The 26453-nt window shown below is 67.3% G+C and carries 21 protein-coding genes; 14 read left to right on the plus strand and 7 right to left on the minus strand.

What is annotated here, in order from left to right; translation table 11 throughout:
* Positions 1-79 precede the first annotated feature (79 nt).
* Positions 80-1048, minus strand: coding sequence for a peptidylprolyl isomerase (locus ABNQ40_RS28645; protein WP_109048462.1), 969 nt, complete (start codon positions 1046-1048; stop codon positions 80-82).
* A 460-nt stretch (positions 1049-1508) separates the two neighbouring features.
* Between ABNQ40_RS28645 and secA the strand changes: the two genes are divergently transcribed.
* From secA to ABNQ40_RS28660, 3 genes are all read left to right on the plus strand, one after another.
* Positions 1509-4256: a preprotein translocase subunit SecA gene (secA, locus tag ABNQ40_RS28650; RefSeq protein ID WP_109048463.1), complete on the plus strand. Its 2748-nt coding sequence runs from the start codon at positions 1509-1511 to the stop codon at positions 4254-4256.
* A 98-nt stretch (positions 4257-4354) separates the two neighbouring features.
* Positions 4355-4828 (plus strand): large conductance mechanosensitive channel protein MscL, encoded by a 474-nt coding sequence (gene mscL, locus ABNQ40_RS28655; RefSeq protein ID WP_247879622.1) that lies wholly within the window; start codon positions 4355-4357, stop codon positions 4826-4828.
* A gap of 242 nt (positions 4829-5070) precedes the next feature.
* The gene (locus ABNQ40_RS28660) at positions 5071-7725 is read left to right on the plus strand and encodes an EAL domain-containing protein (protein WP_247879623.1); all 2655 of its coding nucleotides are present in this window, start codon (positions 5071-5073) and stop codon (positions 7723-7725) included.
* A 12-nt stretch (positions 7726-7737) separates the two neighbouring features.
* Here ABNQ40_RS28660 and ABNQ40_RS28665 read toward each other — a convergent pair whose 3' ends face one another.
* Genes ABNQ40_RS28665 through ABNQ40_RS28675 form a run of 3 tightly spaced genes read right to left on the minus strand, consistent with a single transcriptional unit; the run spans position 7738 to position 8921 of the window.
* Positions 7738-8211, minus strand: coding sequence for an SRPBCC family protein (locus ABNQ40_RS28665; protein WP_109048464.1), 474 nt, complete (start codon positions 8209-8211; stop codon positions 7738-7740).
* Positions 8208-8546, minus strand: coding sequence for a helix-turn-helix transcriptional regulator (locus tag ABNQ40_RS28670; protein WP_109048465.1), 339 nt, complete (start codon positions 8544-8546; stop codon positions 8208-8210). The genes ABNQ40_RS28665 and ABNQ40_RS28670 overlap by 4 nt, the downstream gene beginning before the upstream one ends.
* Before the next feature lie 51 nt (positions 8547-8597).
* The gene (locus tag ABNQ40_RS28675) at positions 8598-8921 is read right to left on the minus strand and encodes a multidrug efflux SMR transporter (RefSeq protein WP_109048466.1); all 324 of its coding nucleotides are present in this window, start codon (positions 8919-8921) and stop codon (positions 8598-8600) included.
* 218 nt (positions 8922-9139) lie between these two features.
* On the opposite strand from ABNQ40_RS28675, the gene ABNQ40_RS28680 reads away from it, so the two are divergent.
* From ABNQ40_RS28680 to ABNQ40_RS28690, 3 genes are all read left to right on the plus strand, one after another.
* Positions 9140-10708 (plus strand): lysine--tRNA ligase, encoded by a 1569-nt coding sequence (locus ABNQ40_RS28680; protein ID WP_109048467.1) that lies wholly within the window; start codon positions 9140-9142, stop codon positions 10706-10708.
* Between the two features lie 518 nt (positions 10709-11226).
* Positions 11227-12135, plus strand: coding sequence for a hypothetical protein (locus tag ABNQ40_RS28685; protein WP_109048468.1), 909 nt, complete (start codon positions 11227-11229; stop codon positions 12133-12135).
* 160 nt (positions 12136-12295) lie between these two features.
* Positions 12296-13531 (plus strand): DUF2336 domain-containing protein, encoded by a 1236-nt coding sequence (locus tag ABNQ40_RS28690; protein ID WP_199235253.1) that lies wholly within the window; start codon positions 12296-12298, stop codon positions 13529-13531.
* 22 nt (positions 13532-13553) lie between these two features.
* On the opposite strand, the gene ABNQ40_RS28695 is transcribed toward ABNQ40_RS28690, so the two are convergent.
* Positions 13554-14039 carry a hypothetical protein gene (locus ABNQ40_RS28695; RefSeq protein ID WP_109048470.1) on the minus strand — a complete coding sequence of 162 codons (486 nt, stop codon included), beginning with the start codon at positions 14037-14039 and terminating at the stop codon, positions 13554-13556.
* A 270-nt stretch (positions 14040-14309) separates the two neighbouring features.
* Here ABNQ40_RS28695 and mdh point away from each other — a divergent pair, with 270 nt between their 5' ends.
* From mdh to frc, 7 genes are all read left to right on the plus strand, one after another.
* Entirely contained in the window at positions 14310-15278 is a 969-nt protein-coding gene (gene mdh, locus ABNQ40_RS28700) for a malate dehydrogenase (protein ID WP_109048471.1), read from the plus strand.
* Positions 15279-15408: 130 nt separating this feature from the next.
* On the plus strand, positions 15409-16605 hold the full coding sequence (gene sucC, locus ABNQ40_RS28705; RefSeq protein WP_174475077.1) for an ADP-forming succinate--CoA ligase subunit beta: 1197 nt from the start codon (positions 15409-15411) through the stop codon (positions 16603-16605).
* A gap of 1 nt (position 16606) precedes the next feature.
* A complete protein-coding gene (gene sucD / locus ABNQ40_RS28710; RefSeq protein ID WP_391348112.1) occupies positions 16607-17482 on the plus strand; it encodes a succinate--CoA ligase subunit alpha in 876 nt (291 codons plus the stop codon).
* Between the two features lie 306 nt (positions 17483-17788).
* Complete coding sequence (locus ABNQ40_RS28715; protein WP_109049701.1) at positions 17789-20743, plus strand: 2-oxoglutarate dehydrogenase E1 component; 2955 nt, start codon at positions 17789-17791, stop codon at positions 20741-20743.
* A 43-nt stretch (positions 20744-20786) separates the two neighbouring features.
* On the plus strand, positions 20787-22055 hold the full coding sequence (gene odhB, locus ABNQ40_RS28720; RefSeq protein WP_109049700.1) for a 2-oxoglutarate dehydrogenase complex dihydrolipoyllysine-residue succinyltransferase: 1269 nt from the start codon (positions 20787-20789) through the stop codon (positions 22053-22055).
* Between the two features lie 299 nt (positions 22056-22354).
* Positions 22355-22828, plus strand: a complete 474-nt coding sequence (locus tag ABNQ40_RS28725; protein WP_109049699.1) for a PAS domain-containing protein — start codon at positions 22355-22357, stop codon at positions 22826-22828.
* A 110-nt stretch (positions 22829-22938) separates the two neighbouring features.
* On the plus strand, positions 22939-24189 hold the full coding sequence (gene frc, locus ABNQ40_RS28730; protein ID WP_109049698.1) for a formyl-CoA transferase: 1251 nt from the start codon (positions 22939-22941) through the stop codon (positions 24187-24189).
* 157 nt (positions 24190-24346) lie between these two features.
* On the opposite strand, the gene ABNQ40_RS28735 is transcribed toward frc, so the two are convergent.
* Both ABNQ40_RS28735 and ABNQ40_RS28740 read right to left on the minus strand, forming a co-directional pair.
* Positions 24347-24526 carry a hypothetical protein gene (locus ABNQ40_RS28735; protein ID WP_247879762.1) on the minus strand — a complete coding sequence of 60 codons (180 nt, stop codon included), beginning with the start codon at positions 24524-24526 and terminating at the stop codon, positions 24347-24349.
* 215 nt (positions 24527-24741) lie between these two features.
* The gene (locus ABNQ40_RS28740; RefSeq protein WP_109049696.1) at positions 24742-25158 is read right to left on the minus strand and encodes an HRDC domain-containing protein; all 417 of its coding nucleotides are present in this window, start codon (positions 25156-25158) and stop codon (positions 24742-24744) included.
* 201 nt (positions 25159-25359) lie between these two features.
* Here ABNQ40_RS28740 and ABNQ40_RS28745 point away from each other — a divergent pair, with 201 nt between their 5' ends.
* The gene (locus ABNQ40_RS28745; RefSeq protein WP_146255483.1) at positions 25360-26400 is read left to right on the plus strand and encodes a hypothetical protein; all 1041 of its coding nucleotides are present in this window, start codon (positions 25360-25362) and stop codon (positions 26398-26400) included.
* Positions 26401-26453: the final 53 nt, after the last annotated feature.

Genomic DNA, 26453 nt, shown 5'->3' on the forward strand with positions numbered 1-26453 from the left:
CTGTCGGAGCCTCAGGCCCCCATCGCCCTCTTCTCCGCAGGTGCGGGGAAAGGGGCGACGGGGGCCTGAGCGCCGGAGCTTACTTCTTCGCCGGTTCCGCCGGAGCGGCAGGCGCCGGGGCCGGGGTGGCCGGAGCGGCCGCCGGCTCTTCCTTCGGCATCGGCGAACCGTCGAGCTGGAAGGTCTCGATCTTCGCCTTGCCGCGCAGTTCCTCGACCAGGGCGGTGACCATGTCCTTCGACAGGGTCTGCTCCAGCTGCGGCTTCACTTCGTCGAGCGTCGGCTGCGGCTGGGTCCGCTTGTCCTCGACCTTGATGATGTGATAGCCGAACTGGGTCTTGACCGGCTCCTTGCTGATCTCGCCCGGCTTCATGGCGAAGGCGGCATTGGCGAAGGGCTCGACCATCGCGTCCTTGGTGAAGTAGCCGAGGTCGCCGCCCTGGGCCGCCGCGGCGGCGTCCTTGGACTTCTCCTTGGCCAGCTTGGCGAAATCGCCGCCCTTCTTCAGCTGGGCGATGATGGCCTTGGCCTCGTCTTCCTTCTCGACCAGGATGTGGGCGGCCTTGACCTCCTCCTGCGCCGGGTTCTCCTTCAGGTAGTCCTGATAGGCCTTGTTCAGCGCCTCCGGCGTCACGCGGGCCTTGATTTCCTTCTGGATGTAGGCGCGCTGCACCGCACGCTCCTCGGCACGCTTGATCTCGTCCTTGACCTCGGCCGAATCGGCCAGACCCGCCTTGTAGCCGGCCGAGGAGACCAGCTTGCCGCTGACCAGCTGGTCGATCACCGCCGGATAGATCATCTCGATCGGCATCTGCTGCACCTGCGGCGGCAGCTGCGAGACCATGCGGGTGACGTCCGACTTGTGCAGCTCCTCGCCGTTGACGCGGGCGACCACCGGATCGGCCGGGGCAGCCGGAGCGGCGGCGGCAGCCGGGGCCGGAGCGGCCGGCGCCGGGGTGGCGGGAGCCGGCGTCTGGGCGTGGGCGGCCAGCGCGATGCCACAGGCGGCAACCGACAGGAGCGCGGTGCGGAACACTCGTTGAACCATGGCGTGTCTGTTTCCTTCCGGCGGATGCTTCACAAATGGGCGGCCGATGGGCCGGCGCCCGTTTCGCATGGTCTGCGGCATCGGAGCCATCCGCCGCTCCGCGCCCGATTCCGCAGGGGATTAAGCATGGCTAAGCCGCGCGGGGCAAGGGTCCCCATTGTCCCGCGCGCGGCCACCGCCCATTAGCTGTGTTCCGCCGCAGGGGATACCAGCCCCCACCGGCGCCAGCCAACCGCCGCGGCGCTTTCTGGACGCGAATTCATCAAACGGTCATGCCCCAAGCGCCCTGCCGCCGGTCAGCCGCCGCCCCGCATCCCGCTCTGCACTCCCGCCCCGCCCTCTGCGCAAATGCCGCAACGGCGCCCCCGCCGGCCCGGTCTCGTTGACAGCGCCTTGCCATAGTCCTATGTGAGACCCGTCGATAGGCTGGCCCACATTCCGCTTTACTCCCGAGGTTTTCATGTTCGGCGCTCTCGCCCGCAAGATTTTCGGCACCGCCAACACGCGCGCGGTCAAGGCGCTGCACAAGACCGTGGCTCAGATCAACGCGCTGGAGCCGTCGGTCGCCGCGCTGTCGGACGACCAGCTGAAGGGTCGCACCGACTGGCTGCGCGAACGGCTGGCCAAGGGCGAGACGCTGGACGACATCCTGCCCGACGCCTTCGCCACCGTGCGCGAGGCGGCCAAGCGCGTGCTGGGCCAGCGTCACTTCGACGTGCAGCTGATGGGCGGCATGGTGCTGCACAGCGGCAAGATCGCCGAGATGCGCACCGGCGAAGGCAAGACGCTGGTCGCCACGCTGGCCGTCTACCTGAACGCGCTGGAAGGCAAGGGCGTCCACGTCGTCACCGTGAACGACTACCTCGCCTCGCGCGACAGCGGCTGGATGGCGCGGGTCTACGGCTTCCTCGGCCTGACCACCGGCTGCATCGTCCATGGGCTGGACGACGACGAGCGCCGCGCCGCCTACGCCGCCGACATCACCTACGGCACGAACAACGAGTTCGGCTTCGACTATCTGCGCGACAACATGAAGTTCCGGCTGGAGGAACTGGTCCAGCGGCCCTTCAACTTCGCCATCGTCGACGAGGTCGACTCGATCCTGATCGACGAGGCGCGCACGCCGCTGATCATCTCCGGTCCCTCGACCGATTCGTCGGAGATGTATGTCCAGGTCGACCGGCTGATCCCGATGCTGGTGGCCGAGGACTACGAGAAGGACGAGAAGCACCGCACCGTCAGCTTCACCGAAGCCGGCCAGGAGCATATGGAGCAGCTGCTGGCCGAGGCCGGTCTGCTGAAGTCGGGCGGGCTCTACGACATCCAGAACGTGGCGCTGGTCCACCATTCGCAGCAGGCGCTGCGCGCCCACATGCTGTTCCAGCGCGACAAGGATTACATCGTCAAGGACGACAAGGTCGTCATCATCGACGAGTTCACCGGCCGCATGATGGACGGCCGCCGCTTCTCCGAAGGTCTGCACCAGGCGCTGGAAGCCAAGGAGAAGGTGACGATCCAGCGCGAGAACCAGACGCTGGCCTCCATCACCTTCCAGAACTATTTCCGCATCTACCCGAAGCTGGCCGGCATGACCGGTACCGCGCTGACCGAGGCGGCGGAGTTCGGCGAGATCTACGGGCTGGAAGTGGTCGACATGCCGACCAACGTCCCGGTCAAGCGCATCGACCATGACGACGAGGTCTACCGCACCGCGACCGAAAAATACCACGCGATGACCGACCTGATCGAGGACGCGCGCAAGCGCGGCCAGCCGGTCCTGGTCGGCACCACCTCGATCGAGAAGTCGGAACTGCTGTCGGAGCTGCTGACCAAGCGCGGCATCCCGCACAACGTGCTGAACGCCCGCCACCACGAGCAGGAAGCCTACATCGTGGCCCAGGCCGGCCGCGCCGGCGCCGTGACGGTCGCCACCAACATGGCCGGCCGCGGCACCGACATCCAGCTCGGCGGCAATCTCCAGATGCGGATCGAGGTCGAGCTGGCCGACATTCCGGAAGGCCCGGAGCGCGACGCCCGCATTGCCCAGATCGAGGCCGAGATCGCCGAAGCGCGCGAGAAGGTCAAGCAGGCCGGCGGGCTCTATGTCATCGGCACCGAGCGGCACGAGAGCCGCCGCATCGACAACCAGCTGCGCGGCCGTTCCGGCCGTCAGGGCGACCCCGGCACCTCCAAGTTCTTCCTGTCGCTGGAAGACGACCTGATGCGCATCTTCGGGTCGGAGCGGATGGACAGCATGCTCCAGCGTCTCGGCCTGAAGGAAGGCGAGGCGATCATCCATCCCTGGATCAACAAGGCTCTGGAAAAGGCGCAGCAGAAGGTCGAGGCGCATCACTTCGAGGTCCGCAAGAACCTGCTGAAGTTCGACAACGTCATGAACGACCAGCGCAAGGTCGTCTACGAGCAGCGCCACGAGGTGATGGAGAGCGAGGACATCGCGGAGGAAATCCGCGAGATGCGCCACCAGATCATCGCCAACATGGTGTCGACGGCGATCCCGGCGAACAGCTACTCCGAGCAGTGGGACATCGACGGTCTGCACGAGGCGGTCAACCGCGTGCTGGGCATGGACCTGCCGGTCCAGGAGTGGGCCAAGGAAGAGGGCATCGCCGAGCCGGAGATCGAGGAGCGCGTGCGCGAGGCCGCCGACCGCAAATATGCGGACAAGGAGGAGGCCTACGGCGCCGAGACGATGCGGCATGTCGAGAAGAGCATCCTGCTCCAGATCCTGGACCAGGAATGGAAGGACCACCTGCTCCAGCTCGACCATCTGCGCCAGGGCATCAACCTGCGCGCCTATGCCCAGAAGGACCCGCTGAACGAGTACAAGCGCGAGGCCTTCGAGCTGTTCGACAGCATGCTGATGGCGCTGCGCGAGCAGGTCACCACCATCCTGATGCATGTCGAAATCCGCATGGCGCCGTCGCAGGAGGAACTGTTCGCCCGCCAGATGCAGGAGATGCACGAGGGCCGCATGGACCCGGCGCTGGCGATGGCGGCCATGGGTGCCGGTGACGGCGAAGCCCTGCCGGACGGCATGGTCCGCGCCTCCTCGCTCGCCTCCTCGCTTGTGGGCACGCCGGAAGACCAGCCGCTGCCGGCCGAGGTGATGGAAAACACCCCGCGCAACGCCGCCTGCCCCTGCGGGTCGGGCAAGAAGTTCAAGCACTGCCACGGCCGCATGGCGTAAGGGCTGTTCGGTGGGGGGCCTGCCGGCGCCCCACCGTCCATGAAACCATCTCCACGCCGCCCCGTTTCCCTTTCGTGACCACGGAAAAACGGGACGCCATGTTCGAAGAATTCAAAAAATTCATCAGCCGCGGCAATGTCGTGGAGCTGGCGGTCGGCATCATCATCGGTGCCGCCTTTACGGGAATCGTCAATTCCCTGGTCAAGGACATCCTGATGCCGCCCATCGGCTGGGTCATGGGCGGCATCGACTTCTCCAACTATTTCTTCAGCCTGTCCGGCGGCCGGTTCGATTCGCTCCAGGCCGCCGAACAGGCGGGTGCGGCCACCGTCAACTATGGCCGCTTCATCAATGCCTGCATCAATTTCCTGATCGTGTCGGGCGCCCTGTTCCTGATCGTCCGACAGGTCAACCGGCTGCACATCCTGCACAAGGAAACGCTGAAGACGCCGCCGCGGCAGGAACAGCTGCTGGAGGAAATCCGCGACGCCCTGCGCGCCCAGGTGAACGACCGGGGCGGCAATCAGTCCACCCCCCGGCCCGCCGCCCCGCCCACCGACCGCTCTCCCTGATCCCCTGCCGGGCGCACCGGCTGCCATCGGCGCGGGAGCTTGTCACAAGCGCGCGAGAACCCTTCGTTGCCGCAGCTTGTCGAACGGGTTACCCTCTTGGATAAGCTGGCGATGGCGGCGAGGAGATGGCCTCACACGCCTGCGCTGTCCATGACCTCGGCAAGGGCCATGTCCATGTCCGCCACGCGCTGCCCATCGACTGTTCCGCCCGAGGCGCCTCCATGAGGCGCAAGGCGAGGCCCATGGCACTTCCCGTGGCGATCCGCAGCGCGCGGACCACGGTCTCGCGGCTGCTGGCGATCCTGCTGCTGTCGCTTCTGGCCGGCGACCCGGCGGCGGCGATCAACACGCCGGTGCCGGCCCAGCTTCCGGAGACCGGCCCCCGCCCGGCGGAGATCCGGGTGACGCTGGACAGCAATTACCCGCCCTACAGCTTCCACACGCCGGACGGCACCCATGTCGGCATCGTGAAGGACATGTGGATGCTGTGGTCGCAGAAGACCGGCATCCCGGTGCGGATGATGCCGCTCGACTGGGGGCTCGCCCGGCAGGCGATGGACAAGGGCGACGCCGACGTCATCGAGACCATCTTCCGCAACAGCGCCCGCGAGGCGATCTACGACTTCTCCAAGCCCTACGCCCGCGTCGACGTGCCAATCTGGTTCAGCGCCGACCTCAGCGGCATCACCGGGGTGGATTCGCTGCGCGCCTTCACGGTCGGGGTGAAGGACAGCGATTTCTGCATCGAATGGCTGACCGACCAGGGCATCACCGCCTTCCAGCGCTATCCCGGTTTCGAGGCGATGGTCGAGGCCGCCTCGCGCCAGGAAACCCGGGTTTTCTGCATGGACGACCCGTCGGCCCGCTATTACATGACCAAGCGCGGGGTGCAGGGGCGCTTCCGCTACACCGAGCCGCTCTACACCGGCGAACTGCACTGGGCGGTGCGCAAGGGCAACCCCGCCCTGTTCCGCCTGATCGCTGACGGCTTCGCCCGCATCACTGCGGACGAGCACAAGGCGGTGGAGGAGCGCTGGCTCGGCCGCCCGCTCACTGGCCTGGTCAGCCCGCAGACGATGGATTTGCTGGTCAAGTTGCTGGCCGGGCTGGCCGTCCTGGGCGCCGGCGCGCTGGTCTGGGTCCTGCTGCTACGCCGGCAGGTCGAAAGCAAGACCGAGAGCCTGCGCACCGCGGTCGCCGCCCTGACCGCCAGCGAGGAGCGCGTCCGCACCATTTTCGACAGCGTCACCGACGCCATCTTCATCCACGACCTGGACAGTGGCTCCATCCTGGAAGCCAACCGCAGGATGATGGAGATGTACCGGGTGGAAGGCCTGCCGCTTTCGGACATCACCGCCGGGATGCTCAGCTCCGGCACGCCGCCCTACACGCGCAACGAGGCGGCGGCGTGGATTCGCAAGGCGGCCGACGGCGAACCGCAGCTGTTCGAATGGCATGCCCGCCGGCTGGACGGATCGCTGTTCTGGGTGGAGGTCAGCATGCGGCGCGCCGTGATCGACGGCAACGACCGCCGGGTTCTGGTTCTCATCCGCGACATCACCGAACGCAAGGCGGCGCAGGAGCGGATGGAGTATCTGGCGCGGCACGACGCGCTGACCCTGCTGCCCAACCGCATTCTGGTGCAGGACCGCACCGAGCAGGCCCTGGCGCGGTCGGAGCGCAACGGCCGGCTGGTGGCGCTGGTCGCCTGCGGGCTGGACCGCTTCAAGACCGTGAACGACAGCCTGGGCCACGCCGTCGGCGATGCGCTGCTGCGCGCTGTTGCGGACCGGCTGAAGGCGGCGGTGCGCGAGACCGACACGGTCAGCCGCGGCGGCGGGGACGAGTTCATCCTGCTGCTGTCCGGCAAGCCCGACATCGACACGGTGGTGGAAACCGTCGCCTCCCTGCATGAGGCGATGGCAGAGCCCTTCCAGGTCGGCGGGCAGGAACTGACCCTCACCCTGTCGTCGGGCGTGGCCATGGCCCCGGCCGACGGGAGGGATTTCGCCACCCTGCTGAAGAACGCCGACACCGCGCTCCACCACGCCAAGGCGGCCGGCCGCGACACCCACCGCTTCTATGCCGAGGCGATGAACGCCGAGGCGGTGGCCCACCTGTCCACCCGCAGCGGCCTGCGCCGCGCGCTGGAGCGAGGGGAGTTCCTGATCCATTACCAGCCGCAGGTCAGCCTGGAGACCGGGGCCGTGACCGGTGCCGAGGCGCTGCTGCGCTGGAACCACCCGGAGAAGGGCATGGTCCCGCCCGGCGATTTCATCCCGATCGCCGAGGACAGCGGCCTGATCGTGCCGATCGGCGCCTGGGTCCTGACCGAGGCCTGCCGGCAGGCGGCACAATGGCACGCCCAGGGTCTGCCGCTGTCGGTGGCGGTCAACCTGTCGGCCTTGCAGCTTCAGCGCAGCGACCTCGTCCGCACGGTGACGCGGGCGCTGACCGACAGCGGGCTCGACCCGCTGCTGCTGGAGCTGGAGCTGACCGAATCGATGCTGATCCAGAACACCGACTTGGTGATGGACAATCTGCGCCGGATCAAGGCGATGGGGGTGCAGGTGTCGATCGACGATTTCGGCACCGGCTATTCCAACCTGTCCTACATCGGCCGTCTGGCGGTGGACAAGCTGAAGATCGACCGCAGCTTCGTCGCCGACCTGACCAGCAACCACGACAGCGCGAAGATCACCGCTGCCGTCATCCAGATGGCCCACAGCCTGAACCTGACCGCCGTGGCGGAAGGCGTGGAGGATGCCGAGACGCTGGAGGTCCTGCGCGGTCTGAACTGCGACTTCGCCCAGGGCTATTTCCTCGGTCGCCCCGGCCCCGCCGAGGCGGTGGAGCGCGCCTCCCGGCAGGTGAACCCGTTCAAGGTCGGGGTGTAGGCAGCCCCTTCCCTATAGGCCCTTCACCAGGGCGACGAGTTGGTCGAGTGCCGCGCCCCAGCCGTGGTGGAAGCCCATCTCCTCATGCTGCGTCTTCGCCGCCTCGTCCTTGTGGAAGGCGACGGCGGTGTAGAGCGTGCCGCCGGCCGCAGGCTCGATGGTGACGGACGCGGTCATGAAACCGCCGCCGGTCGGACGGAAGCCCGGCCCCAGCGCATCGGTGAAGACCAGCCGCCGCTCGCGCTCCACGGCCAGGAAGCAGCCGGTGCTGTCGTTCCTCTCGCCGTTCGGCCCTTCCATCACCGTACGGAACTTGCCGCCGGGCCGCAGGTCGATCTCGCAGGCGGTGGTGCGCCAGGGCGCCGGCGTGAACCACTTCATCAGCAGCTCCGGCTCGGTCCAGGCCCGCCAGACCAGACGCGGCGGAACCGCGACTTCACGCTTCAGTTCAAGGTCGAGCTGCGGATTGAAATCCATAACGGTCATGGTGTCCCTTCCTCCCGTTCGTTCAGGTCCAGCACGAGGCTGTCCAGTTGGTCGAGCCGTTTGGTCCAGAGGCTCCGCTGGGCGTCCAGCCAGCGTTCCGCAGCCGCCAGCGCCTCCGGCTTCAGCGTGCAGGTGCGGACCCGGCCGACCTTCCGCGTTTCGACGAGTCCGCTCTCCTCCAGCATCTTCAGGTGCTGGAGAAAGCTCGGCAGAGCCATGTCGAAGGGTTTCGCGAGGTCGCCCACCGTCGCCGGACCACGCCCGAGCGCCTGGACGACCGCCCGGCGCGTGGGATCCGCCAGCGCACGGAATGTCAGGTCGAGTGCCGCATCCATGACGGCACCCTACCTGTGAAGAATACTTAGGTCAATGCCTAACTATCGCGGTCACGCCGGCCCGCTCGCCATGTGCAGGCTGATCACCCCGGCGACGATCAGCAGGATGCCGACCACCTTCATCACCGTCAGCGATTCGCCGAAGACGAAGACGCCGATGGCGGCGATGGCGGCGGTACCCGTCGCCGACCAGATCGCATAGGCGATGCCGACCTCCATGCTGCGCAGCGCCTTGGCCAGCAGCAGGAAGGCAATGCCGTAGCACACCACCACGACCGCCGCCGGGCCGAGCCGCGTCATCCCCTCCGACATCTTCATCGCCGACGTGCCGACGACCTCGAACAGGATCGCCACCACCAGATAGAGCCAGCTCATCACCCCGAACCCCACCGACGCCCATAAGGACGATCCCGCGGGACGATCCCGCGGGCCGCGCAGGATGGACCGGCCGACCGGGTGCCGCAAGTGGCCCGGAACATCTACCCCGCCGGACTCTCGCGCCAGACGCCCAAGGTTGACGCCACGCCCGCCCGGCCCTAGGGTCTTTGCCCTCATTCCCAACTTTATCTTTGTGGTTTCGAAAGGGTCCGACGATGACCGGCGAACGGGATCTGGCGTTGCAGGCGAAGGCATGGCCGTTCGAGGAGGCGCGCAAACTTGTCGCGCGCTTCGCGAAAGCTCCGCCCGCCAAAGGCTATGTCCTGTTCGAGACCGGTTACGGTCCGTCGGGCCTGCCGCATCTCGGCACCTTCGGCGAGGTGGCGCGCACCAGCATGGTGCGCCACGCCTTCCAGACCATGAGCGACATTCCGACGAAGCTGTTCTGCTTCTCGGACGACATGGACGGGCTGCGCAAGGTTCCCGACAACATCCCCAACAAGGAGATGGTGGCAGCCAATATCGGCAAGCCGCTGACCCAGGTGCCCGATCCTTTTGGCACCCATGACAGCTTCGGCGCCCACAACAACGCCCGGCTGCGCGCCTTCCTCGACAGCTTCGGCTTCGAGTACGAGTTCCAGTCCTCCACCGACTGGTACAAGTCGGGCCGCTTCGACGAGGCGCTGCTGGGCATCCTGCGCCATTACGACGAGGTGATGGCGGTGATGCTGCCCACCCTCGGCGCCGAGCGTCAGGCGACCTACAGCCCCTTCCTGCCGGTCTCCCCCTCGACCGGCCGGGTGCTTCAGGTGCCTATGCTGGAGCGCAACGTCGATGCCGGCACCATCGTCTTCGAGGACGAGGACGGCAGACGTGTCGAGCTGCCGGTCACCGGCGGCCATGTGAAGCTGCAATGGAAGCCCGACTGGGGCATGCGCTGGTTCGGCCTGGGCGTCGATTACGAGATGTACGGCAAGGATCTGATCCCGTCGGCCGATCTCGCCGGCAAGATCTGCAAAATCCTCGGCGGCACCCCGCCGGAAGGCTTCAACTATGAACTCTTCCTCGACGACAAGGGCCAGAAGATTTCCAAGTCGAAGGGCAACGGCCTGACGATGGAGGAATGGCTGGCCTACGCGCCGCAGGAAAGCCTCGCCCTCTACATGTTCCAGAAGCCGAAGTCGGCCAAGCGCCTCTATTTCGACGTCATCCCGCGCGCCGTCGACGAGTATCTGACCTTCGTCGACAGGGTCCATGGCGAGGAGCCGGCGAAGAAGCTGGAGAACCCGGCCTGGCACATCCACAATGGCAAGCCGCCGGCGGTGCGCTCCGACGTATCGTTCAACCTGCTGCTCAATCTGGCCGGTGCGGCGAATGCCGAGACCAAGGACGCCATGTGGGGCTTCATCCGCCGCTATGCGCCCGACGCTACGCCGGAGAACAGCCCGTTCCTCGACAGCATGGTCGGCTATGCCGTGCGCTACTATCAGGATCAGGTGAAGCCGACCAAGCAGTTCCGCGCGCCGACTGACGCCGAGCGTGCCGCCTTGCAGGATCTGCTGGTCAAGCTCGACAGCGTGCCGGCCGACGCCCGCGCCGACGTCATCCAGAACGAGGTGTTCGAGGTCGGCAAGGCCCACGGCTTCACCGAACTGCGCGCCTGGTTCCAGGCGCTCTACGAGGTGCTGCTGGGCCAGACCACCGGCCCGCGCATGGGCTCCTTCATCCAGCTTTACGGCATCGAGGAGACCAAGGCGCTGATCCGCGAGAAGCTGGCGGCCTGACTCTGCGGTCCGCATCGGATGGGGAAAAGGGGGGTGTCGCGAGACGCTCCCCTTTTTCATTTGCGAACATTCAAAAGCGCGATGATTTTCGAATTTGATCGTTCGCCCAACCCGCAAGCGGCCACTTGCCCATGAAACGGGCAGAAAGCTGCCTCCTCGCATAGAGGCTGGGCAAACCAAACTCTATTCCATACCGCGCTATGCGGATGTCGCACCGCACCAATACGAAAACCGTGGTACCGCTAACACGGCTGTGGGCTTAAACTCCGCCTCGTTACTGCATTTTGCAGTGCGTTTCCTCCCTAGACTAAAGGCCGCGCCCATTTGGGACGCGGCCCTTTTTTTACCCGCAGTACCCCACCCCCGTCCCCTGCCGCGCCCCCTTGCACCCCTCTCCCGCCCCTGCCCTGTGACGGCCGTCACAGCCAGGATCGATAAAATACCGGATAAATTGTTCCGGTAACCGCGTCCGGCCCAGCCGCCGGCCGGCTGGGATGCACCGGGAGGGAGGGCGTGGGATGACCGCCGATCAGCCGCCGTTCGAACGCCACCACCGCACGGCACAGGCTCTGGTCAGCACCTTTCAGGAGGCGCTGGAGCCGCAATTCACCGCCAAGGGCGTCCTGTCGCGCGAGGAGTTCACCCGCGCCATGGGGTTGATGATGGCGCATTGGCCGTCGGTGCTGCCGCTGTTCGCCTCGATCTGCCAATCTTGCACGGCGTCGAGCTGCGGCGGCTGCGGGGACGGTTCCGGAACCATGGGGGAGGAGCCGCCGCAGATCGGGGCCGGCGGGCGCCGCCGCGACTTCGTCACCCGCCTGATGGTTTCGGCCCTGCGCACCCGCCTGCCCGACAGCATGGACCCGATCACCGGCGCCAGCTTTCCCCAGGTCATCCTTCCCGGCCTGCAATCGACCCTGACCGCCCTGTTCTACGAAAAGGAATGGGAAGCGATGAATGCCAGCGTCATCGCCCTGTTCAACCGGCTGGGGACCGATCGCGATGCCGAGGTCTGGCAGCGGCTGGCGCATGAGGAGACGCTGGCGGTGCTGGCCGACACGCCCTTCATCCGGGTGATGCTGCGCTTCCGCCAGTTCCACCAGCAGCGCCAGACCTTCATGCGGCGGATGACCGACCAGCTGCGCGAGCGCCATTTCGTCTTCGCCGAGGAGCATTTCCAGACACTGTTCGACGCGCTGTTCGGCCGGCTGCGCGACGGGCTGCGCACGGAGCTGGGCCGCGCCCGCACCGACATCCAGTATGGCGAGGGCACGGCGGAGGCGCTGCTGCGCATCTTCGACCAGTTCGACAAGCACCGGCTGGAACAGTCCGTGCCGGTCCGCGTGCTGGGCGGCCGGCAGATGCCGCGCCCGATGCTTGCGCAGCGCAGCATGCTGGGTAGCACCCCGGCGGCCAAGCGGCGCTGAGGCTTGCCACCGATCTTATCGGCCGAACCTGCGGGATGTCACAGGGCGCACCGCCGCCCAATTAGGAGGCCGTTAACCAGGGGGGCGTTTCGATGGTCCGCATGATCCCACCGTTGCCGCTCCGCTCCGGCCGCGGCCCAACCACAAGGCTTCAGGTCCGGTGACAGCCCGGCGCTCCCCCTCCCGCCCCTCCCCCCGTCTTCCGCCGGAGACGGAGTGCGGCGTCGCGCCCGAGCTGATGGACTATCTGTTCGCCGAATCGCCGGAACCGGCGCCGACCCCGGTGCCGGAACCGTCGCCCGCTGCCGCCCCCCAGCCCGGACGCAGCGTCGCCCGTCAGGTCGGCGACGTTCTGGTCGAATCGCGGCTGGCCGGCATGGGCGATGCCGACGTGCGCTCCACCCTCGCCCGCAAGCTGTGCCGGCTGCTGCCCGATCTGCCGCCGGGCGGCGCCGACACCGTCAGCACCGTCGCGACCCGCGCGCTGGAGCAGCTGGCCCGCGACCACATCGTCCGGGTGCGCGAGGCGCTGGCGACGGCGATCAAGGACATCGCCTGCGCCCCGCCCTCGGTGGTGGCGACGCTGGCGCGCGATGTCGAACGGACGGTGGCGGAGCCGGTGCTGCGCTGCTGTGCGGCGCTGGGCGACGAGGATCTGCTGGACATCGTCGCCGCCGCCCCCGTCGGCTGGGCCCTGTCGGCCATCGCCCGGCGCCACAGCATCGGCGCCGCCCTGTCCGACGCCATCGCCGGCAGCGGCCATGCCGAGGCGACCGGCATCCTGCTCGACAACAGCGGTGCCGTGATCGCCGAACCCACTCTGGAAGCGCTGGTGGAGCAGTCGGCCCACCATCCCGACTGGCGGGAGAAGCTGGCACGCCGCCCGGCCCTGCCCCGCCGGCTGGCGCTGCGGCTGGCCGATTTCGTCGATCTGGCGGTGGTCGAGGCGTTGCGACGCCGTGGCGATCTCGACGACGCCACGGTGGCGGAGATCGCCGCGACCACCCGCCGCCGCATCGACTGGGCCGAGGCGCCCGACTCGGCCGAACCGCCGGAACGCCGCGCCGTCCGCCTGCACCGGCAGGGGAAGCTGGACGAAACCGCGCTCAGCGACGCGATGTCGTGGAACGAGACCGGCTTCGTGCGGGCGGCACTGACCTTGCGCGCCCGCGTCGCACCGGAGGTGGTGGATCTGATCCTCGACGCCCACGATCCGCAGGCGGTCACCGCCCTGGTCTGGCGGGCCGGCCTGTCGATGCGCTGCGCCATGCAGATCCAGGCGCGGGCCGCCGGCATCCACCCGCGCGCCATGCTGAACGCCCGGCAGGGCAGCGGCTTCCCGCTGTCCCCCGCCGAGATGGCCCGCCACCTGGAACGCTACGGCGTCGGGCCCTGACTGCTCAGCCTTGCCGTTCAGCTTACTGCACGCCGCCGCGCTGCATCGGCTGGCGCGGCGTGACGCGGCCGGTGTGCGGGATCGGGGCGTCGGGCGACGGCTCCTTGTAATAGGGGCCGCGGTCGGTCGGGCCTTCCATCGCCTCGGCCGGGGTGACGATCTGCTCGCCGGTGCCGGCGTCGAAGGCGATCAGCGCCTGCTGGCGCACCTTCAGACAGGCGTCGCGCTTGGCGGAGGTCTCCGCCGACTGCGTGCCGTCCAGCGTCACCAGCGGCAGCACCCAGCTGGAGCGCTGGTTGTCGGGGATCGAGGTGTAGACATAGTTGGTCAGCGGCCGGCAATAGGCGGCGCTGGCCTCCGCAGCCGGATCGGTGATCGGGGCGGCGGCCATGGCGGCGGTGTAGTCGCCGACCGTCTGGGCCTGGGCGGCACCGGCCCCCAGGACACCGGCGGCAAGCGCCAGCGACATGGTCAGACCGGGAATGAAACGGGCCACGAGCTTGGCCATCTGCGCTCTCCTTCGACCATCTTCGAACAAGGTAGGGACCGGACGCGAACCATACGTATAAAGCCGAACGCTCCGGCGTTTGGAAAGGATCATCGGGGGTGCGACGCAACGCTGCAATGCCCCGCTTGCGGTCATGCTTGCCCTCCGCGACAAAACGCGCTACCTACGCTTCCGAAATCTCGGGGCGCTGGATCCCTAAGACGTTAGAATGACCAACGGTTCTAGTCTCCCGCTGAATGGGGGACGCTCAAACGTTTTAGGGAACGCTCCATGGCTCGCAAGAAGATTGCGCTCGTCGGTGCCGGCCAGATTGGCGGCACGCTGGCTCTGCTCGCCGCTCAGAAGGAACTGGGCGACGTCGTCCTGTTCGATATCGTCCAAGGCACCCCGGCTGGCAAGGCGCTGGATCTCGCCGAGGCCGCCCCGGTCGAGGGCTACAACGTCAGCCTGACCGGCGGCAACGACTACTCGGCCATCGAGGGCGCCGACGTCGTCATCGTCACCGCCGGCATCCCGCGCAAGCCGGGCATGAGCCGCGACGACCTGATCGGCATCAACAGCGGCGTCTGCAAGACCGTCGGCGAGGCCATCGGCAAGCACGCCCCGAACGCCTTCGTCATCGTCATCACCAACCCGCTCGACGTGATGGTGTGGGTGCTGCAGCAGGCGTCCGGCCTGCCGCCGGAGCGCGTGGTCGGCATGGCCGGCGTGCTCGACTCGGCCCGCTTCCGCTACTTCCTGGCCGAAGAGTTCAAGGTCTCGGTCGAGGACGTCACCGCCTTCGTGCTGGGCGGCCACGGCGACACCATGGTCCCGCTGGTGCGCTACTCCACCGTCGCCGGCATCCCGCTGCCCGATCTGGTCAAGATGGGCTGGACCACGCAGGAGAAGCTGGACGCCATCGTTCAGCGCACCCGTGACGGCGGTGCCGAGATCGTCAAGCTGCTGGGCAACGGCTCGGCCTTCTACGCCCCGGCCGCCTCCGCCATCCAGATGGCCGAGTCCTACCTCAAGGACCAGAAGCGCGTTCTGCCGGTCGCCGCCCACCTGAGCGGCCAGTACGGCCAGGACGACCTCTACGTCGGCGTCCCGACGATCATCGGCGCCGGCGGCGTCGAGAAGATCATCGAGATCGAGCTGAACGACGAAGAGAAGGCGATGTTCCAGAACTCCGTCGACGCGGTGAAGACGCTGGTCGACGTCGTCAAGAAGCTGGACGCCGAGAAGGCCGCTTCCTAAAGAACGGATCGCGCGGTCTCCGGCGTCTGCCCGGCCCATATCCGGGCCGGGCAGACGCCGGTGGTGCGCCCGTCTTGTCCTTCAGTCGACCCGTTCTCGTCAGCCGAAACAAAAAACAGATGGACGCCCGATGAACATCCATGAGTACCAGGCGAAAAGCCTGCTGAAGAAGTACGGCGTCGCGGTTCCCCGCGGCGGCGTTGCCTACACCCCGCAGGAGGCCGAGACGGTCGCCCGCGAGCTGGGCGGTCCGGTCTGGGTCGTGAAGTCCCAGATCCACGCCGGTGGCCGCGGCGCCGGCCGCTTCAAGAACAACCCCGAGGGCAAGGGCGGCGTCCGCGTCGTCAAGTCGATCGAGGAAGTCGGCAAGAACGCCGCCGAAATGCTGAACAGCGTCCTGGTGACGAAGCAGACCGGCGCGGAAGGCCGCGAGGTGAAGCGCCTCTACATCGAGGAAGGCGCCGACATCAAGCGCGAGCTGTACCTCGGCATGCTGATCGACCGCGCCACCGGCCGCGTGACGATCATGGCCTCGACCGAAGGCGGTATGGAGATCGAAGAGGTCGCCCATAACACGCCCGAGAAGATCATCAAGGTCGCGGTCGACCCGGCCACCGGCATCCAGGGCTACCACACCCGCAAGGTCGCCTTCGCGCTGGGCCTGGAAGGCAAGCAGGTCGGCGCCGCCGCCAAGTTCATCCAGGCCGCCTACAAGGCCTTCGTGGACCTGGACTGCGCCATCGTCGAGATCAACCCGCTGATCGTCACCGGCTCGGGCGACATCCTGGCGCTCGACGCCAAGATGAACTTCGACGACAACGCCCTGTTCCGCCACAAGGACGTGGAAGAGCTGCGCGACGAGGCCGAAGAGGATCCGTCGGAGATCGAGGCGGCCAAGCACAGCCTCAACTACGTCAAGCTCGACGGCAACATCGGCTGCATGGTCAACGGCGCCGGCCTGGCGATGGCCACCATGGACATCATCAAGCTGTATGGCGGCGAGCCGGCCAACTTCCTCGACGTCGGCGGCGGCGCCACGAAGGAGCGCGTCACCGCGGCCTTCAAGCTGATCCTGTCCGACAGCAACGTCGAAGGCATCCTGGTCAACATCTTCGGCGGCATCATGCGCTGCGACGTGATCGCCGAGGGCGTGGTCGCCGCGGCGCGCGAAGTGCACCTGCACGTTCCGCTGGTTGTGCGCCTGGAAGGCACCAACGTCGATCTGGGCAAGAAGATCCTGGCCGAATCCGGCCTGCCGATCCTCTCGGCCGACAACCTCGCCGATGCCGCCGAAAAGGTGGTCAAGGCCGTGAAGGAGGCCGCGTAACATGGCTGTTCTCGTCGACAAGAACACGAAGGTGATCTGCCAGGGCTTCACCGGAGCCCAGGGCACCTTCCACTCCGAACAGGCCATCGCCTACGGCACCAAGATGGTCGGCGGCGTCACGCCGGGTAAGGGCGGGGCCAAGCACCTCGACCTGCCGATCTTCGACACCGTCGCCGAGGCGGTCGGGAAGACCGGCGCCAACGCCTCCGTGATCTACGTGCCGCCGCCGTTTGCGGCCGACGCGATCCTGGAAGCCATCGACGCCGAGATCCCGCTGGTGGTCTGCATCACCGAAGGCATCCCGGTGCTGGACATGGTCCGCGTCAAGCGCGCGCTCAACGGTTCGGCGACCCGCCTGATCGGCCCGAACTGCCCCGGCATCATCACGCCGGACGAGTGCAAGATCGGTATCATGCCGGGCCACATCCACAAGCGCGGCAAGATCGGCATCGTCTCGCGCTCCGGCACGCTGACCTATGAAGCGGTGGCGCAGACCACGGCGGCCGGCCTCGGCCAGACCACCTGCATCGGCATCGGCGGCGACCCGGTCAACGGCACCAACTTCGTCGACAGCCTGGAGCTGTTCGTGAAGGACCCGGAGACCGAGGGCATCATCATGATCGGCGAGATCGGCGGCGACGCCGAAGTCCGCGGCGCCGAGTTCATCAAGGCCTCGGGCACCAAGAAGCCGGTCGTCGGCTTCATCGCCGGCCGCACGGCTCCTCCGGGACGCCGCATGGGCCATGCCGGCGCGGTGATCTCCGGCGGCAACGACACCGCCGACTTCAAGATCGACTTCATGAAGTCGGTCGGCATCGCCGTCGCCGACAGCCCCGCCAGCCTGGGCTCCACCATGCTGAAGGTGTTCAAGGGCTGATCCCCTGCGGGCGTCACGGCGACGTGACGCCCGCGGCTTCAGGCCTTTGAAAAGAGGACGCCTTTCGAAGAGGTTGACGGGCGGGACGCTGCGGTGCCCCGCCCGCCGCCCCTTCGGCCTATCCTCTTGGACGGTTGGTCCTGGGAACCCATATGCAAGCGTCGGCGGTGCGTACGGCATCCCACCTCGCATCCCACCGGCTCCCCTCGCCGGTTCTTGCACATGGGTATCCATCGATCTCCCGCCCCCTTCATCACTCGCGATCATCTCCCACAGGGAATCGGGCTCACGGCCCGAGGTGAAACCATGTCGGCAAATCTGGAACAGACCTCGTTCCTCTTCGGCTCGAACGCCGGTTACGTCGCCGAGCTCTACGCCAGCTACCTGTCCAACCCGGCCGCCGTCGATCCCAGCTGGAACAGCTTCTTCCAGGATCTGGACGAGGATTCGCGCGCCGTCCTGGACGAGCTGCGCGGCGCGTCCTGGACCGTGTCCGATCTGGAAGACCCCAAGGCCAAGCGCGACCCGGTCGCCGAGAGCTTCATCGTCGCCACCCCCAACGGCGCTGCTACGAACGGCGCCGCCGCGGCGATGAACGGCCCCGGCAACGGCGCCATGCTGTCCCACACCCAGCAGGTCTATGGCGGCATCAGCCCGCAGCAGCTGCGCGCCGCCACGCTGGACAGCATCCGCGCCCTGATGCTGATCCGCGTCTTCCGCGTCCGCGGCCACATGAACGCGCATTTCGACCCGCTGGGTCTGGAGAAGCGCGAGCCGCACCCGGAACTGGATCCGGCGACCTACGGCTTCGGCCCGGACGACCTCGACCGTCCGATCTTCCTGAACTACTCGCTCGGGCTGGAAACGGCGACGCTGCGCCAGATCCTCGACATCCTGCACAAGACCTATTGCGGGACGATCGGCGTCGAGTTCATGCACATCCAGGACCCGGAAGAGAAGGCCTGGATCCAGGAGCGCATCGAGGGCGGCCGCAACCACACCGACTTCACGGTGAACGGCAAGCGCGCCATCCTGGAGCGCCTGACCGCGGCCGAGGGCTTCGAGAAGTTCCTGCAGCTGAAATACACCGGCACCAAGCGCTTCGGCCTTGAGGGCGGCGAGTCGATGATCCCCGCGCTGGAGCAGATCCTGAAGCGCGGCGGCCAGCTCGGCCTCAAGGAAGCCGTCGTCGGCATGGCCCACCGCGGCCGTCTGAACATGCTGACCAACTTCATGGGCAAGCCCTTCTCCGCCGTCTTCTCGGAGTTCCAGGGCAACCCGTCGAGCCCCGAGGACGTCCAGGGCTCGGGCGACGTGAAGTACCATCTCGGCACCTCGTCGGACCGCGACTTCAACGGCAACATCGTCCACCTGTCGCTGACCGCCAACCCGTCCCACCTGGAATGGGTCAACCCGGTCGTGCTGGGCAAGGTGCGCGCCAAGCAGCAGCAGCGCCGCGACCTCGAGCGCGAGCAGGTGATGGGCGTGCTGATCCACGGCGATGCCGCCTTCGCCGGCCAGGGCATCGTGGCCGAAACGCTGGGCCTGTCGGAGCTGCGCGGCTACCGCACCGGCGGCACCATGCACTTCATCATCAACAACCAGATCGGCTTCACCACCAACCCGACCTATTCGCGGTCGGGCGTGTACTGCTCCGATATGGCCAAGATGGTGCAGGCGCCGATCTTCCACGTGAACGGCGACGATCCCGAAGCCGTCGTCCATGTCAGCCGCATCGCCATCGAGTTCCGCCAGAAGTTCAAGCGGGATGTCGTGATCGACATGGTCTGCTACCGCCGCCACGGCCACAACGAGGGCGACGAGCCGGGCTTCACCCAGCCGATCATGTACAAGAACATCCGTTCCCACGCGACCACGCGCGAGCTGTATGCCAAGCAGCTGGTGGCGGAGAACGTCATCACCCAGTCCGAGGGCGACCAGATCACCCAGGACTTCATGAAGAAGCTGGAGGCCGAGTTCGAGGCGTCCAGCACCTACAGGCCGAACAAGGCCGACTGGCTGGAAGGCAAGTGGGCCGGGCTGGAGGCGCAGGGCGCCAACACCGCCCACCGCGGCGAGACCGGCGTGGAGCTCGACAGGCTGAAGCAGATCGGCTTCAAGCTCTGCGAGTACCCGAAGGACTTCGCGATCAACTCCAAGATCGCGCGCCAGCTGGAAGCCAAGAAGAAGACGCTGGAGACCGGCGAAGGCATCGACTGGGCGACCGCCGAGGCACTGGCCTACGCCACGCTGGTCGCCGAGGGCACCGGCGTCCGCCTGTCGGGCCAGGATTCCGGCCGCGGCACCTTCTCGCACCGCCATGCGGTGATGTACGACCAGAACACCGAAGAGAAGTACGTCCCGCTCTGCCACGTCAGCCCGGACCAGGCGACCTTCGAGGTCCATGACAGCCCGCTGTCGGAAGCCGCCGTCGTCGGCTACGAGTACGGCTATTCGCTGGCCGAGCCGCACAATCTGGTCCTGTGGGAAGCGCAGTTCGGCGATTTCGCCAATACCGCGCAGACCATCATCGACCAGTTCATCTCGTCGGGCGAGTCCAAGTGGCTGCGCATGTCCGGCCTGGTGCTGCTGCTGCCGCACGGCTACGAGGGCCAGGGTCCGGAACACTCGTCCGCCCGTCCGGAACGCTTCCTGCAGATGTGCGCCGAGGACAACTGGCAGATCTGCAACGTGACGACGCCGGCCAACCTGTTCCACGTCTTCCGCCGCCAGATCCGCCGCAGCTTCCGCAAGCCGCTGGTCCTGTTCACGCCGAAGTCGCTGCTGCGCCACAAGCTGTGCATCTCCGACCTGTCGGAGATGGGTCCGGGCAGCAGCTTCCACCGCGTTCTGGGCGAGACCGCCAACGATCTGGCCGCCAACGACAAGATCCGTCGCATCGTCGTCTGCTCCGGCAAGGTCTATTACGACCTGTTGCAGGAGCGCATGAGCCGCGGCATCAAGGACGTCGTCATCCTGCGCCTGGAACAGCTCTACCCGTTCCCGAAGGATGCGCTGGCGGCCGAGTTCGCCAAATATCCGAACGCCGAGCTGGTCTGGTGCCAGGAAGAGCCGGAAAACCAGGGCGCCTGGTTCTTCGCCGACCGCCGCCTGGAAGCCGTGCTGAAGGACGTCGGCCACAAGGCCGGCCGCCCGTCCTATGTCGGCCGCCCGGCCACCGCCTCGCCGGCGACCGGCCTGCTGAAGCGCCACAACAAGGAGCAGGCCAAGCTCCTGGATGAAGCCCTGACGGTCCGCTGACCCTCTCGCCCAAGCGAACAAGAAGACGAACGAGGAATAAGAAATGGCTACCGAAATCAAGGTCCCCACGCTGGGTGAGTCCGTCTCCGAGGCGACGGTCGCCCGCTGGCTGAAGAAGGCCGGCGAGGCCGTCGCCATGGACGAGGCGCTGGTCGAGCTGGAGACCGACAAGGTCACGCTCGAGGTGAACGCCCCGGCCGCCGGCGTGCTGGCTGAGATCGTCGCCGCGGAAGGTGCGAACGTCGAGGTCGGCGCCCTGCTGGGCGTCCTCACCGAAGGCGCCGGTGCTGCCCCCGCCCCGGCCGCCGCCGCTCCGGCCGCTGCTCCGGCTCCCGCCGCCGCCCCGGCCCCGGCTGCTACCCCGGCTGCCGCCCCCGCCGCCGCCGCCGCCGCCGCTCCGGGCAACCTGGCCGCTTCCGGCCCGGCCGCCCGCAAGCTGGCCGACGAGAAGGGCATCGACGGCTCTTCCATCGCCGGTTCGGGCAAGGACGGCCGCGTGACCAAGGGCGACGTGCTGGCTGCCCCGGCGGCTCCCGCCGCCAAGCCGGCCGCTCCGGCCCCGGCCCCGAAGGTCCAGTGGGCCGCCGGCACCCCGGGCGACCGTCCCCGCGCCGCTCAGGAAGAGCGCGTCCGCATGACCCGCCTGCGCCAGCGCATCGCCGAGCGTCTGAAGGAGGCCCAGAACTCCGCCGCCATGCTGACCACCTTCAACGAGGTGGACATGTCGGCGGCGATGGCTCTGCGCGCCGAGTACAAGGACTATTTCGAAAAGCGCCACAAGGTGCGGCTCGGCTTCATGTCCTTCTTCGTCAAGGCCGCCGTCCAGGCCCTGAAGGAAATCCCGGCCGTCAACGCCGAGATCGACGGCACCGACATCGTCTACAAGAACTACTATGACATCGGCGTCGCCGTCGGCACGCCGCAGGGTCTGGTGGTTCCGGTGGTGCGCAACGCCGACCAGCTGGACTTCGCCGGCGTCGAGGGCACCATCGCCGCGCTCGGCAAGAAAGGCCGCGACGGCAAGCTGTCGATGGACGAGCTGACGGGGGGCACCTTCACCATCTCCAACGGTGGTGTCTACGGCTCGCTGATGTCGACCCCGATCATCAACCCGCCGCAGTCGGCCATCCTCGGCATGCACAAGACGATGGACCGCGCCGTCGTCGTCGGCGGCAAGATCGAGGTCCGCCCGATGATGTATCTGGCGCTGTCCTACGATCACCGCATCATCGACGGCAAGGAAGCGGTCACCTTCCTCGTGCGCATCAAGGAGCTGATCGAGGATCCGCGCCGCCTGCTGCTGGACGTCTGATCGGACATAACGGGCTTGACGAGGCAAGGGAGGGCTCCGCCCCTCCCTTGACCCACCCGCCGGGGGCAGTGCCCTCGGAACCCTGAAGGGGCGCCGCAAGGCGCCCTTTTTCTTTTTGCCGCCTCCCCCAAAAGGTTCGCGCAAACAACAGTTCGCAAAGCGCTCAAATCCTCTTGCCAGAGATATGGTATCTGGTATACCGTATCGATAATGTCAGTGCGACGGCGGTTTACGGGCCATCGCCGCACCGGCTCCCCCGGTGCCCAATCCAAGAGGGGGCGGGCACCAAGGAGATCGACATGGACGAGAGGACAGCAGCGGGTTCGCCCGCGGTTGTGGATTGCGAACAGCTGGTGGCGGTGATCGGCGATGCCGTCATCGTGTCCGATCCGGCCGGCGCCATCGCCCTGTGGAATGCGGCGGCGGAGCGGATGTTCGGCTTCACCGCCGACGAGGCGATGGGCAAGTCGCTCGACATCATCATTCCGGAACGCCAGCGCCAGCGTCATTGGGATGGGTACGAAAACACCATGGCCACCGGCGAGACCCGCTACGGCCATGACCTGCTTCGGGTTCCGGCGGTCCACAAGGACGGGCACAGCCTGTCGATCGCCTTCACCGTCGCGCTTTTGCGCGGGACCGACGGTGCGGTGACCGGGATCGTCGCCGTGGTGCGGGACGAAACCGCCCGCTGGACCGAAGAGCGGACATTGCGCCGCCGCCTCACCGACCTCGAAGCCGCCGCCCAAGCCAGCGTCGCTGCGGCCGGCTGAGTGCGAGCGGACCCCGGGAGCAGGCTCTGAAGATCGAATCAGGGCCGATCTCCGAAGATCGAATCCAACAGACAAACTGAAACAACGCGAAATAAGGGAGTGTTGCAGTCATGACCAAGCCGCTCGAAGGCATTAAGATCATCGACTTCACCCACGTGCAGGCCGGCCCCGCCTGCACCCAGCTTCTGGCTTGGTACGGTGCGGACGTCATCAAGGTCGAACGTCCGGGCGCCGGCGACGTCACCCGCAGCCAGCTGCGCGACATCCCGGATGCCGACGCGCTGTACTTCACCATGCTCAACAGCAACAAGCGCTCCCTGACGCTGGACACCAAGACCGCCGAGGGCAAGGAAGTCCTGACCCGTCTGATCAAGGAATCCGACGTGCTGGTCGAGAATTTCGGCCCCGGCGCGCTGGACCGCATGGGCTTCAGCTGGGACAAGATCAAGGAACTGAACCCCGGCATGATCGTCGCCTCGGTCAAGGGCTTCAGCGACGGCCACCATTATCAGGACCTGAAGGTCTATGAGAACGTCGCCCAGTGCGCCGGCGGCGCCGCGTCGACCACCGGTTTCTGGGATGGCCCGCCGACCGTGTCCGCCGCCGCTCTCGGCGACAGCAACACCGGCATGCACCTCGCCATCGGCATCCTGACCGCCCTGATGGCCCGCACCAAGACCGGCAAGGGCCAGAAGGTCGCCGTCTCGATGCAGGACAGCGTGCTGAACCTCTGCCGCGTCAAGCTGCGCGACCAGCAGCGCCTGGACCGCGTCGGCTATCTGGAGGAATACCCGCAGTACCCGCACGGCAAGTTCACCGACGTGGTTCCGCGCGGCGGCAATGCCGGCGGCGGCGGCCAGCCGGGCTGGGTGCTGAAGTGCAAGGGCTGGGAGACCGATCCCAACGCCTACATCTACTTCACCATCCAGGGCCATGCCTGGGCGCCGATCTGCAAGGCTCTGGGCCGCGAGGAGTGGATCGACGATCCGGCCTACAACACGGCTCTCGCCCGTCAGGACAAGATCTTCGACATCTTCGCGATCATCGAGGATTGGCTGAAGGACAAGACCAAGTTCGAGGCCGTCGACATCCTGCGCAAGTACGACATCCCGTGCGCGCCGGTGCTGTCGATGAAGGAGATCGCCGAGGACCCGTCGCTGCGCGCCAGCGGCACCGTCGTCGAGGTCGACCACAAGCAGCGCGGCAAGTACCTGACCGTCGGCAGCCCGATCAAGTTCTCGGACATGACGGTCGAGGTCACCGGTTCGCCGCTGCTCGGCGAGCACACCGACGAGGTCCTGGCCCAGCTCGGCTACAACAAGGACCAGATCGCCGCCATGCACGGCGCCAAGGTGGTCTGAGGCCGATTGCCCCCGGCACTCCCCTCTCCCTCCGGGGAGAGGGCTGGGGCGAGGGGGCACCCGGCAGCCTTGCGGCTGATTTTTGCGGCAGACTTGCGAAAACAGAAACGGCGCCCCATCCGGGCGCCGTTTCCTTTTTCCCAACCGTCCAATCCGGTCAAATCTTCCGGCCGCGTTCCAGATCGTCCAGGATCTCGTCCGCCCGGCTGGTCAGGGTGTGGGCGAGCCGGTCGTAATGCCCGTTGCCGGTCATGCGGGCGCGCCGGGCGGCTTCCGCCCCCAGCTGGGCCAGCTCCTGCGCCATCTTCCGATAGTCCGGAATCGTGGTCCACGCCATGTCCGCCGAAGCCACGTGCGGTGCCGCGCCACGACGTTTCGGATGATCCTTCGAAGCCACAGCCATCCCATCCACCGGTGCCAGTGAAGGGTGCAATCCTGGCATACCGGACCGCCCCAACCAACTGACGCTTACGGCAGGTCCGCCACAGCTTTTGGCTGTGCATCGCCTTGCCGAATCGGATAGGACTCCGCCGGCTGTCCTTCCGGAGCCGGTCAGTCGATCAGCAGGTCCAGCGTCGAACGCACCACCTGCACGATCTCCCCGCCCTGGGGCGAGATGACCTGCCCGCGGGCATTCACGATGATCGACAGCTCATGCTCCGTCGTCGGGGCGAATCGGGCAATCTCCTGCACCAGATCGTCGGCCAGAATGGCGTCGCGCGTCACCCCGGCCTGGGCGGCGGCCTTGTCGCGCCAGCCGTTCAGCGCCGCGGCGATGGCGGCCTCGATCTGCTGCGATTCCTCCTTGCGGCGGAGGTCGGTGAACAGCACCAGCACGCGCCACGCCCCGTCGGCATAGGCGGTTTCGATGCGCTGGACCTCAACCGTCCGCAGGAAGCTGGACAGCTGCGCCTGCGCCTCTTCGGCGGCGGCGTCGGGAATGCTGAAGGTGCGGATCTCGGTGCTCATCGCCCAACCCTGTTGTAAGGGGCCAACCCTGCGGCAAGGCCGTCCTCCATGGTCGGAGCCTACACACAAACGGCGCGTTCGGCAAACCGGGACCCTGCGGCGGAGGTGTTCCGGGACCTTGGGGATACCCCCAATTACCGCGTGTCGATTCACCTCCCCCGCGCGTTGTGGGAGTAGCCGCAGCACGCCCGGAGACGCCCGATGTCCCATCTCGACCCGCAGGAGCCCCAACCGGAACAGCAACCAGTTCCACCCCATGCCGGGGAAACCAATGCCGCGGAGACGCCGCGGCGCGGCCGGCGGCGCTGGGGATTGCTGGGGACGGTACTGATTGCACCGCTGGTGCTGGCCGCGCTGGCGGCGCTGGGGGTGCTGTGGACCGGGTCCATGCTCTACGATCAGCCCTTCGCCTGGTACAATCTGAACCGCATCAACACGGTGGCCGAGCGGGCGGCGCGCGTCCCCGATTCGGTGATGGTGGTGGCGCTGGGCGACACCGCGCTGCGCGACGCCACGCTGGACGAGCGCAGCATGGCGAAGGTCGCCGCCGAGCGTGGCGTGCCCAATCTGGAATTCCTGCGCATCGTCCACCGGCAGGCCCAGTTCGCCGATTTCGAACCGCTGCTCGACCGGCTGATCGCCGTCAAGCCGACCCTGATCCTGATCGACCGCAACCTGCTGACCGCCAGCCGCGGCCCGGTGGACGAACTCCAGCGCTACGGCAACGGCCTGATGCGCCTCTATCGCGGCCAGACTTATGTGCAGGATCAGGTGGCCCTGCAATACCGGCGCGGCTGCGGCCCGACGCCGTCGGCCTGGCTGACCGGCGGGGCGCCCGGGGCCGTCGCCGGCTCCACCGCCACCGAACGGCGGGTCCGCGCCTTCATCGACCGCGCCTGGGCCGCCGGCATCCGCGTCGCCCTGATCGAGGTGCACAGCCGCCCGGCCCGGCAGGCGCCCAGCCTGATCTCCAGCGCCTCGGCCGCCGAACCGTCAGCCCAGCCGGCCGCCCAGCCCTCCGCCGCCTCGCTGCCCTTGTGGAACTACGGCGGCGGTGCCGCCGTGGAGCCTGAGGACTACGAGGACGCTGCCCCCACAGCCGCCTGCGATCAGGCCAGCGACACCGGCCGCAACGCCTTCTCGGTCTGGCTGACCGGCGGCATCGCCGGGGCGCTGCGCGGAGCCCAGCCCGACCGCATGCCCGGCCGCGCCCCGGTGACGGAGGCCGCCTCCCTGCCCTGAGCGCCGCCCCCAAAATAACGCCGTGCGAACGTCGCCGTTCTTTCAGCCTTCCG

This window comes from Azospirillum sp. A23, assembly GCF_042938965.1.
GTDB classification, from domain to species: domain Bacteria; phylum Pseudomonadota; class Alphaproteobacteria; order Azospirillales; family Azospirillaceae; genus Azospirillum; species Azospirillum melinis.

What these genes read in the sequence shown, in the direction of transcription:
- mdh (WP_109048471.1), top strand. Translation starts at nt 14,310, where the DNA reads ATGGCTCGCAAGAAGATTGCGCTCGTCGGTGCCGGCCAGATTGGCGGC.
- secA (WP_109048463.1), top strand. Translation starts at nt 1,509, where the DNA reads ATGTTCGGCGCTCTCGCCCGCAAGATTTTCGGCACCGCCAACACGCGC.
- ABNQ40_RS28740 (WP_109049696.1), bottom strand. Translation starts at nt 25,158, where the DNA reads ATGAGCACCGAGATCCGCACCTTCAGCATTCCCGACGCCGCCGCCGAA.
- odhB (WP_109049700.1), top strand. Translation starts at nt 20,787, where the DNA reads ATGGCTACCGAAATCAAGGTCCCCACGCTGGGTGAGTCCGTCTCCGAG.
- sucC (WP_174475077.1), top strand. Translation starts at nt 15,409, where the DNA reads ATGAACATCCATGAGTACCAGGCGAAAAGCCTGCTGAAGAAGTACGGC.
- ABNQ40_RS28715 (WP_109049701.1), top strand. Translation starts at nt 17,789, where the DNA reads ATGTCGGCAAATCTGGAACAGACCTCGTTCCTCTTCGGCTCGAACGCC.
- ABNQ40_RS28670 (WP_109048465.1), bottom strand. Translation starts at nt 8,546, where the DNA reads ATGGATGCGGCACTCGACCTGACATTCCGTGCGCTGGCGGATCCCACG.
- mscL (WP_247879622.1), top strand. Translation starts at nt 4,355, where the DNA reads ATGTTCGAAGAATTCAAAAAATTCATCAGCCGCGGCAATGTCGTGGAG.
- ABNQ40_RS28685 (WP_109048468.1), top strand. Translation starts at nt 11,227, where the DNA reads ATGACCGCCGATCAGCCGCCGTTCGAACGCCACCACCGCACGGCACAG.
- ABNQ40_RS28745 (WP_146255483.1), top strand. Translation starts at nt 25,360, where the DNA reads ATGTCCCATCTCGACCCGCAGGAGCCCCAACCGGAACAGCAACCAGTT.
- ABNQ40_RS28695 (WP_109048470.1), bottom strand. Translation starts at nt 14,039, where the DNA reads ATGGCCAAGCTCGTGGCCCGTTTCATTCCCGGTCTGACCATGTCGCTG.
- ABNQ40_RS28645 (WP_109048462.1), bottom strand. Translation starts at nt 1,048, where the DNA reads ATGGTTCAACGAGTGTTCCGCACCGCGCTCCTGTCGGTTGCCGCCTGT.
- ABNQ40_RS28665 (WP_109048464.1), bottom strand. Translation starts at nt 8,211, where the DNA reads ATGACCGTTATGGATTTCAATCCGCAGCTCGACCTTGAACTGAAGCGT.
- sucD (WP_391348112.1), top strand. Translation starts at nt 16,607, where the DNA reads ATGGCTGTTCTCGTCGACAAGAACACGAAGGTGATCTGCCAGGGCTTC.
- ABNQ40_RS28725 (WP_109049699.1), top strand. Translation starts at nt 22,355, where the DNA reads ATGGACGAGAGGACAGCAGCGGGTTCGCCCGCGGTTGTGGATTGCGAA.
- ABNQ40_RS28675 (WP_109048466.1), bottom strand. Translation starts at nt 8,921, where the DNA reads ATGAGCTGGCTCTATCTGGTGGTGGCGATCCTGTTCGAGGTCGTCGGC.
- ABNQ40_RS28735 (WP_247879762.1), bottom strand. Translation starts at nt 24,526, where the DNA reads ATGGCGTGGACCACGATTCCGGACTATCGGAAGATGGCGCAGGAGCTG.
- frc (WP_109049698.1), top strand. Translation starts at nt 22,939, where the DNA reads ATGACCAAGCCGCTCGAAGGCATTAAGATCATCGACTTCACCCACGTG.
- ABNQ40_RS28680 (WP_109048467.1), top strand. Translation starts at nt 9,140, where the DNA reads ATGACCGGCGAACGGGATCTGGCGTTGCAGGCGAAGGCATGGCCGTTC.
- ABNQ40_RS28660 (WP_247879623.1), top strand. Translation starts at nt 5,071, where the DNA reads ATGGCACTTCCCGTGGCGATCCGCAGCGCGCGGACCACGGTCTCGCGG.